Source organism: Sphingomonas pseudosanguinis (assembly GCF_014196255.1).
GTDB classification, from domain to species: domain Bacteria; phylum Pseudomonadota; class Alphaproteobacteria; order Sphingomonadales; family Sphingomonadaceae; genus Sphingomonas; species Sphingomonas pseudosanguinis.
In genome coordinates this window covers 187,237-194,175 of sequence record NZ_JACIDH010000004.1, presented here as the reverse complement: position 1 = coordinate 194,175, position 6,939 = coordinate 187,237, and the positions used below count along the sequence as shown (strand labels likewise).

Below are 6,939 nucleotides of genomic sequence, written 5' to 3'. Positions count from 1 at the left end.
GCCATCTTCACCGACGCCAACTCCTGCTACCACCTCGCCTTCAAGCGGATCGGCGCTCCCGAACCTCACCAGCAAACCAAGGCGCAGACGCATCTAATCGAATCGTCCAACGCCTCGTTCCGCGACATGCTGGCCCGCTTCAACCGACGAACCAAGCGCGCCTCCAAGACCCAGCACATGCTCGAGATCACCCTCGACATCTTCCTCGCCAGAAAACGCCTGCAGAGTCCAAAGTGAACACTCCCCCTGCAAGGGGAGGGGGACCATGCGAAGCATGGTGGAGGGGTGTCCCCGATTGAGAGTGCGGTCCAACCTCTCACACCGAGACACCCCTCCGTCAGGCCTGCGGCCTGCCACCTCCCCTGCGAGGGGAGGAGTAGATGAACGCCGTCAGGCGTCAGAACGCCGCGCGGTGGAGCGGCTTGGCGGGGACCTCGACCCGGAAGGTGAAGATGTCGCCCGCCTGAACCTGCTCGGCGAGCTGCTCCTCCGACAGGCCCTGCCGCGCGGTGGTGGCATAGGCGGTGCGGCCATCGGGGCCGCCCAGCGCGATCTTGGTGATGTTGGACACGGGGAAGCGTACCTCGTCGGTCATCACCCCGTCCGGGCCATAGCGGCGCGCCGCCCAGCCACCGAAGAAGCCGACCCACACGCCGCCTTCGGCATCGCAGATCGCGCCGTCGGGATGACCGTCCGCATCGCCGAAGCGCGCGAATTCGGTCGCGGGGCCGAGCGTCCCGTCCGCCAGGATAGCGTGCGCCAGGATCGCCTTGCCCAGCGTATCGACGTGATAGAGGATCGAATCGTCGGGCGAGATGGCCGGGCCGTTGGTGATGCACACCGCATCCGCGCTCGACGGCGTGACCAGCCCGGCGACCCAGCTGAACAAGCGACCCGACAGCGCGGTCTCGTCATTGTCCATCGTGCCGAACCAGATGCGGCCCTGCCCGTCGACACAAGCGTCGTTCAGGCGGTTGGCGGGTAGATGCGCGTCGACCTCGGCCATACGCTCGAACCCGCCGGTCGCGGGATCGAAGTGATGCGGGCCGGACTTCAACCCGGCGACGAAGCCGCCGCGCTGCGCCGGCACCACCCAGCCGACCATTTCGGGCGAGGCCCAGTGATCGAGCGTGCCCGCCACCGGATCGTGGCGGTAGATGCGCTGCTGCTTGATGTCGACGAACCACAGCGCGTCATCGACCCAGATCGGGCCCTCACCCAGCGTCGCACCCACGGTCAGGCAATGTTCGGCCTGCTGCATCACTCTCTCCTATGCTCTCGCCCGGTTTGTTATCGCCAACCGGCGTCGATGAAATAGTCGTGGCCGGTGCACATCCGCGCATCGTCCGACGCGAGGAACAGCACCAGCGCCGCCACGTCGGCAGGCTGGATACGCCCGTCGAGGCACTGCGCCGCGACGATCTCCGCCTCACCTTCGGGGGTATACCATTTTTCCTGGCGCGGTGTCTGCACATTGCCCGGCACGATGGTGTTCACGCGGATATTTTCGCGGCCCAGATCGCGCGCCAGGCTGCGGGTCAGTCCCTCGATCGCGGCCTTGCAGGTCTGGTAGAGGACCAGGTCGTTCAGACCCAGATGCCAGCTGATCGACCCGAAGTTGAGGATCGCGCCGCCCCCGGCCCGCTTCATCGCGGGGATCACCGCTTGCGCTGCAAAGAACTGGTGGCGCAGATTGACGTTCAGGCGCTCGTCCCAATAGGCCGGGGTCACGTCTTCGATGCTGTGGCGATCGTCATTGCCCGCATTGTTGACGAGGATGTCGACCCCGCCCAGCGCCGCTTCCAGATCGGCGAAGATCGCCTTCAGGCTGTCGAGGTTGGTCAGGTCGCAGCGGCGATGGATCGGCGCATGCCGCGCATCGGGAGTCAGCCGGTCGACCACCGCCTGGGCGGCCTCCTCGGCGATGTCGACGAACGCGACGCGCGCGCCCTGCGCCACGAACGCCTCGACCAGCCCCTCGCCGATCCCCGAGCCGCCGCCGGTCACGATGACGCGCTTGTCGATCAGGCTGGGGTAGCGCGCGGCCGTGTCGGCCACGCTGGTCTTCTGCAACATCGAAATCGTCTCCGTCACAACAGGCCGCGCTTGGCCAGGTTGCGCATCAGGTCGCCCAGACCGAAGGTCCAGGCGGGGGCGTCGGCGGAGGTCATCACCGGATTGACCAGCGTGCCGAGACGCGGGTTCGAGATGACGACGGTGTCGCCGACCTTGTGGGTGAAACCCCGGCCGGGCTCGTCACGATCCTGGGTCGGCGCGAACAGCGTGCCGAGGAACAGGACAAGGCCGTCCGGGTAGTGATGCTCGCTGAGCGCCTGGCCGAGCAGATCCTCGGGATCGCGGCTGATCTGGTCCATCGAGCTGGCGCCTTCCAGCACATAGCCATCGGTGCCGGTGATGGTCAGCGCGACCTGGCTCGACCGGACATCTTCCATAGTGAAGCCGTCATCGAAAAGACGGACGAGCGGCCCGAGAGAGCAGGACGCGTTATTGTCCTTCGCCTTGCCGAGCAACAGCGCCGAGCGCCCCTCGAAATCGCGCAGATTGACGTCGTTGCCCAGCGTCGCGCCGACCGCCTTGCCATGGGCATCGGCGACCAGCACCACTTCGGGCTCGGGATTGTTCCAGGTCGAGTCGGAGCGGACGCCGACCGGCATCCCCCAGCCCACGGTCGAGAGCACCGGCGACTTGGTAAAGATTTCCGCATCCGGGCCGATCGCGACCTCCAGATATTGCGACCACAGCCCCTCGGCGATCAGCGCGTCCTTCAACTGCGCCGCTTCCGGAGAGCCCGGCACCACCGAGCGGATATTGCCGCCCAGCGCGGCTTCCAGCGTGCCGCGAAGCCCCGCCGCCTTGGCATGGTCGCCACGCGCGCGCTCCTCGATCACCCGCTCCAGCGCGGAGACGGCGAAGGTCACGCCCGCCGCCTTCACGCATTGCAGATCGATCGGCGACAGCAGCCGGTTGGCCGCGCCTTCGTCAGGAGACAGGTTCAGATCGGCCAGCTCGCCCAGCGCCTCGCCCTGCGACGCCTCGACCACGCCCCCGGCGAGCAACGCCGAGACGGTGGGGGCGACGCGGCTCATGTCGAAGACCTGGCCGTTCTCGACCAGGATCGGGCATGGCCCCTCGCCGCGATCGATACGACCGACAAAGCGCCCGGCGCGCCAATCGTCGGGCAAGGCCGCGATCAAGGTGGTGGAACTGCTTGCCATGTCATCCTCTCCGCAAATTTTGTTAGCGGTATCGATTGCCGTCCCGTCCAGGTCAAGGGGCCAGGGGTGATCCGATCATGTTCGCGATATGCCTTACATCAAATGTCTGGTCTATGATCCGGAAAATACCAGAATTGGTATTAACCCCTTGATCCGACCACCATGCTATCCTGTCCGCGATGCCCCATCTTCTTGACGTCGAGGACCCATCCTTTTCGCTGACGATCGATCATCGTCGCATCGTGTGCGTCCGCGTGCATAGCGGTCTCACGCCTGCGATCCTCGACCGCTTCTGGTCCGCCTTCGATGCCGCCATCGCCGAGTCGCGCCGGGTCTGGGGCCATGGCAAGGTCATGGTCGATCGTCGCGGCGCACCGATCCTGACCCCCGACATCGTCGCCCGGGTCCGCCAGGATATGGCGATCCATTATGCTCCCGACGACCGGCTGGCGATGGTCGTCGATTCCACACCGTTAAAGGCCCAGGTGCGGCAGAATTACGAACTGGCGCACATGGACGCCTTTCTGTCGCGCGATGCCGCGCTGGCGTGGCTGGAGAAGAACTGACCGGCCGCCCATGAACGACCGGATCGGCCGGACCGGCCGGGCGGATGATCCCCGCCCGGCCGGCCATCGGCATCAGTGGTTGTCGCGCGGCAGGCCCTGGGTCTGGGCGATACGCTGATACTTCTCGGCGCCTTCCAGGATCGCACCGGTCGACATCTGGCCGACGACCGAGCGCTGGATTTCCTGCCACGGGGTCTGCGAAGCCGGATATTTATACCCGCCCGCCGCCGCCAGCACCCGGCGACGCTCGGCCATTTCCTCCTCGGAGATCAGGATGTTCGCAGTGCCCTTGTTCAGGTCGATCCGCACCCGGTCACCGGTTTCGAGCAGCGCCAGGCCGCCCATCGCCGCCGCCTCGGGGCTGGCGTTCAGGATCGAGGGCGAACCCGACGTGCCCGACTGACGCCCGTCACCGATGCAGGGCAGCGAGTGCACGCCCTCGGTGATCAGATAGGCAGGCGGGCGCATGTTGACGACTTCCGCTGCACCCGGATAGCCGATCGGGCCGGCGCCGCGCATGAACAGCAGCGTCTCGGGCGTGATTCCGGTCGCTGGATCGTCGATCCGGTGGTGATAATCCTCCGGCCCGTCGAACACGACCGCCGGGCCTTCGAAGGCGTCCGGGTCGTTCGGGTTGGACAGATAGCGCTCGCGGAATTCGGGCGAGATCACACTGGTCTTCATGATCGCGGCGTCGAACAGATTGCCCGACAGGACGATGAAGCCGGCCTCTTCCTTCAGCGGCTGGTCGAAGGGGCGGATGACCTTTTCGTCCTCGATCGCGCGACCACGGCAATTCTCGCCCATGGTCTTGCCGTTGACGGTCATCGCGTCCTCGTGGATCAGCCCCTGCTCCATCAGCTGGTTGACCACGGCGGGCACGCCGCCGGCGCGGTAATAATCCTCGCCCAGATATTCGCCCGCCGGCTGCAGGTTCACGAGCAGCGGAATCTTGTGCCCTTCGGTCTCCCAGTCCTTGACCGGCAGGTCGACGCCGATGTGACGCGCCAGCGCGGCGAGGTGGATCGGCGCGTTGGTCGAGCCGCCGATCGCCGAATTGACCTTGATCGCGTTGTGGAACGCCTCCTTGGTCAGGATGTCGGAGGGCTTCAGGTCCTCCTGCACCATCTCGACGATCCGCTTGCCGGTGAGGTACGCGACCTCCTGGCGATCGCGATACGGCGCGGGGATCGCCGCCGAACCCGGCAGCGACATGCCGAGCGCCTCGGCGAGGCTGTTCATCGTCGTCGCGGTACCCATCGTGTTGCAATAGCCGGTCGACGGCGCCGAACTGGCGACCAGGCGAATGAACTCCGCATCGTCGATCTCACCGGCCGCCAGCATCTGGCGCGCCTTCCACACGATGGTGCCCGAACCGGTGCGCTCGCCCTTGTGCCAGCCATTGAGCATCGGCCCGACCGACAGCGCGATCGCGGGGATGTTGACGGTGGCGGCCGCCATCAGCGCGGCCGGGGTCGTCTTGTCGCAGCCGATGGTCAGGACGACCGCGTCGAGCGGATAGCCGTACAGCACCTCGACCAGGCCCAGATAGGCCAGGTTGCGGTCGAGGCCGGCGGTCGGGCGCTTGCCGGTTTCCTGGATCGGGTGGACCGGGAATTCCAGGACGATGCCGCCCATCTCGCGCACGCCCTCGCGCACCCGCTCGGCCAGCACCAGATGGTGGCGGTTGCAGGGGGAAAGGTCCGAGCCGGTCTGCGCGATGCCGATGATCGGCTTGCCCGACTGAAGCTCCTCCAGCGAAAGGCCGAAGTTCAGATACCGCTCCAGATAGAGCGCGGTCATATCGATATTGTCGGGATTGTCGAACCAGGCGCGGCTGCGCAGCTTCGGTGTGGGCGTGTCGGTCATGTCAGGCTTTCGGTCAGCGAACGGTGGAAAAACGATAGATCATGGTGTGCCGATAGGGCTTGCCCGGATCGACGCGGGCGGAGACGAAATCGGGCTTGTTGGGCGAGTCGGGGAATTTCTGCGGCTCCAGCGCGATGCCGTCGCCCATCCGGTACAGATGGCCTTTCTTGCCGACATAGGTGCCGTCGAGGAAATTGCCCGTGTAGAATTGCACGCCCGGCTCGGTCGACAGCACTTCGAGCACGCGGCCAGAGGCCGGGTCCTCCAGCCGCGCGGCGAGCTGCGGCGTCGCGGTCAGCCCCTTGTCGAGCGCGAAATTATGGTCATAGCCCTGGCCATAGCGGATCTGCTGGTCGTTGCCGTCGCGGATGCCGTCGGCGACCACGCGCGGCTGGCGAAAGTCGAAGACGGTGCCGGCCACCGGCGTGCGCTCACCGGTCGGGATCAGCTTGGCATCGACCGGGGTATAGGCCGCCGCCGGGATGGTCAGCTTGTGATAGGTCGCGCCGAGCGGCGATCCTTCGCCGTTCAGGTTGAAGATCGCATGGTTGGTCATGTTGATGACCGTCGGCTTGTCGGTGTTCGCGGCGAAGGCGATGGTCAGCGCGCCCGCCTCGTCCAGCGAATAGGTGACGGTGGCATCGACCTTGCCGGGATAGCCCTGGTCGCCATCGGGGCTGGTCAGCGCCATCACCACGCTGGCGGTCGGGCCGTCCTTCATCGAGACGATTCGCCACAGCTGCTTGTCGAAGCCCTTCGTCCCGCCATGGAGCGAATTGGTCTTGTCGTTCAGCGTCAGCTGGTAGCTGCGCCCATCCAACGCGAAGCGGCCGCCGGCGATGCGATTGGCATAGCGGCCGACCGTGACACCAAAGAAGTTCGGATGGTTCACATAGTCGTCAGCCTTGTCATAGCCGAGCAGCACATCGGCGGTCTTGCCGTTGCGGTCGGGGGCCATAACCGATTGAAGAGTGGCGCCATATGTCAGCACGCGCGCCGACAGGCCTGCCTTGTTGGTCAGGGTCACCGCCTCGATCGCGGCACCGTCCGCCAGTTGCCCGGCGGGCGTGCGCTTGGCCTCGCTGGCCAAAGCCGCCGTCGATGTCATTACAGACGTTACCGCTACCAGTGTTAGAAAGCTCTTGATTGACGCCCTCGACATGCCTCATCCCTCCGTCGCCAGACGCCATTGACGCGCCTTTTGCGTCACTATAGTCAGACAAAATACCAGGAGCAAGCGGGGCGCACAGAAGTTTTCGTGCCGGCAC

The 6,939-nt window shown here is 65.8% G+C and carries 7 protein-coding genes; 2 read left to right on the top strand and 5 right to left on the bottom strand.

Annotation, left to right across the window (positions count from 1 at the left end):
• Positions 1-237: IS1 family transposase (locus GGR48_RS07760; protein WP_183951338.1), on the top strand; the 237-nt coding region annotated here is incomplete at its 5' end.
• Between the two features lie 160 nt (positions 238-397).
• Here the strand turns inward: GGR48_RS07760 and GGR48_RS07755 are convergent.
• Genes GGR48_RS07755 through GGR48_RS07745 form a run of 3 tightly spaced genes read right to left on the bottom strand, consistent with a single transcriptional unit; the run spans position 398 to position 3,236 of the window.
• Entirely contained in the window at positions 398-1,261 is an 864-nt protein-coding gene (locus GGR48_RS07755) for an SMP-30/gluconolactonase/LRE family protein (protein ID WP_183951337.1), read from the bottom strand.
• Positions 1,262-1,290: 29 nt separating this feature from the next.
• Positions 1,291-2,076, bottom strand: coding sequence for a D-xylose 1-dehydrogenase (gene xylB / locus GGR48_RS07750; protein WP_183951336.1), 786 nt, complete (start codon positions 2,074-2,076; stop codon positions 1,291-1,293).
• 14 nt (positions 2,077-2,090) lie between these two features.
• Positions 2,091-3,236, bottom strand: a complete 1,146-nt coding sequence (locus GGR48_RS07745) for a fumarylacetoacetate hydrolase family protein (RefSeq protein WP_183951335.1) — start codon at positions 3,234-3,236, stop codon at positions 2,091-2,093.
• A gap of 179 nt (positions 3,237-3,415) precedes the next feature.
• Here GGR48_RS07745 and GGR48_RS07740 point away from each other — a divergent pair, with 179 nt between their 5' ends.
• Positions 3,416-3,802, top strand: coding sequence for a hypothetical protein (locus GGR48_RS07740; RefSeq protein WP_183951334.1), 387 nt, complete (start codon positions 3,416-3,418; stop codon positions 3,800-3,802).
• 72 nt (positions 3,803-3,874) lie between these two features.
• Here GGR48_RS07740 and GGR48_RS07735 read toward each other — a convergent pair whose 3' ends face one another.
• Complete coding sequence (locus tag GGR48_RS07735) at positions 3,875-5,671, bottom strand: IlvD/Edd family dehydratase (RefSeq protein ID WP_183951333.1); 1,797 nt, start codon at positions 5,669-5,671, stop codon at positions 3,875-3,877.
• Between the two features lie 13 nt (positions 5,672-5,684).
• Positions 5,685-6,779, bottom strand: a complete 1,095-nt coding sequence (locus GGR48_RS07730; RefSeq protein ID WP_409788692.1) for an aldose epimerase family protein — start codon at positions 6,777-6,779, stop codon at positions 5,685-5,687.
• Positions 6,780-6,939: the final 160 nt, after the last annotated feature.

Bases quoted from the DNA above. Each gene is read 5' to 3' on its own strand.
- GGR48_RS07755 (WP_183951337.1), bottom strand. From the start codon at position 1,261: ATGCAGCAGGCCGAACATTGCCTGACCGTGGGTGCGACGCTGGGTGAG.
- xylB (WP_183951336.1), bottom strand. From the start codon at position 2,076: ATGTTGCAGAAGACCAGCGTGGCCGACACGGCCGCGCGCTACCCCAGC.
- GGR48_RS07745 (WP_183951335.1), bottom strand. From the start codon at position 3,236: ATGGCAAGCAGTTCCACCACCTTGATCGCGGCCTTGCCCGACGATTGG.
- GGR48_RS07740 (WP_183951334.1), top strand. From the start codon at position 3,416: ATGCCCCATCTTCTTGACGTCGAGGACCCATCCTTTTCGCTGACGATC.
- GGR48_RS07735 (WP_183951333.1), bottom strand. From the start codon at position 5,671: ATGACCGACACGCCCACACCGAAGCTGCGCAGCCGCGCCTGGTTCGAC.
- GGR48_RS07730 (WP_409788692.1), bottom strand. From the start codon at position 6,779: ATGACATCGACGGCGGCTTTGGCCAGCGAGGCCAAGCGCACGCCCGCC.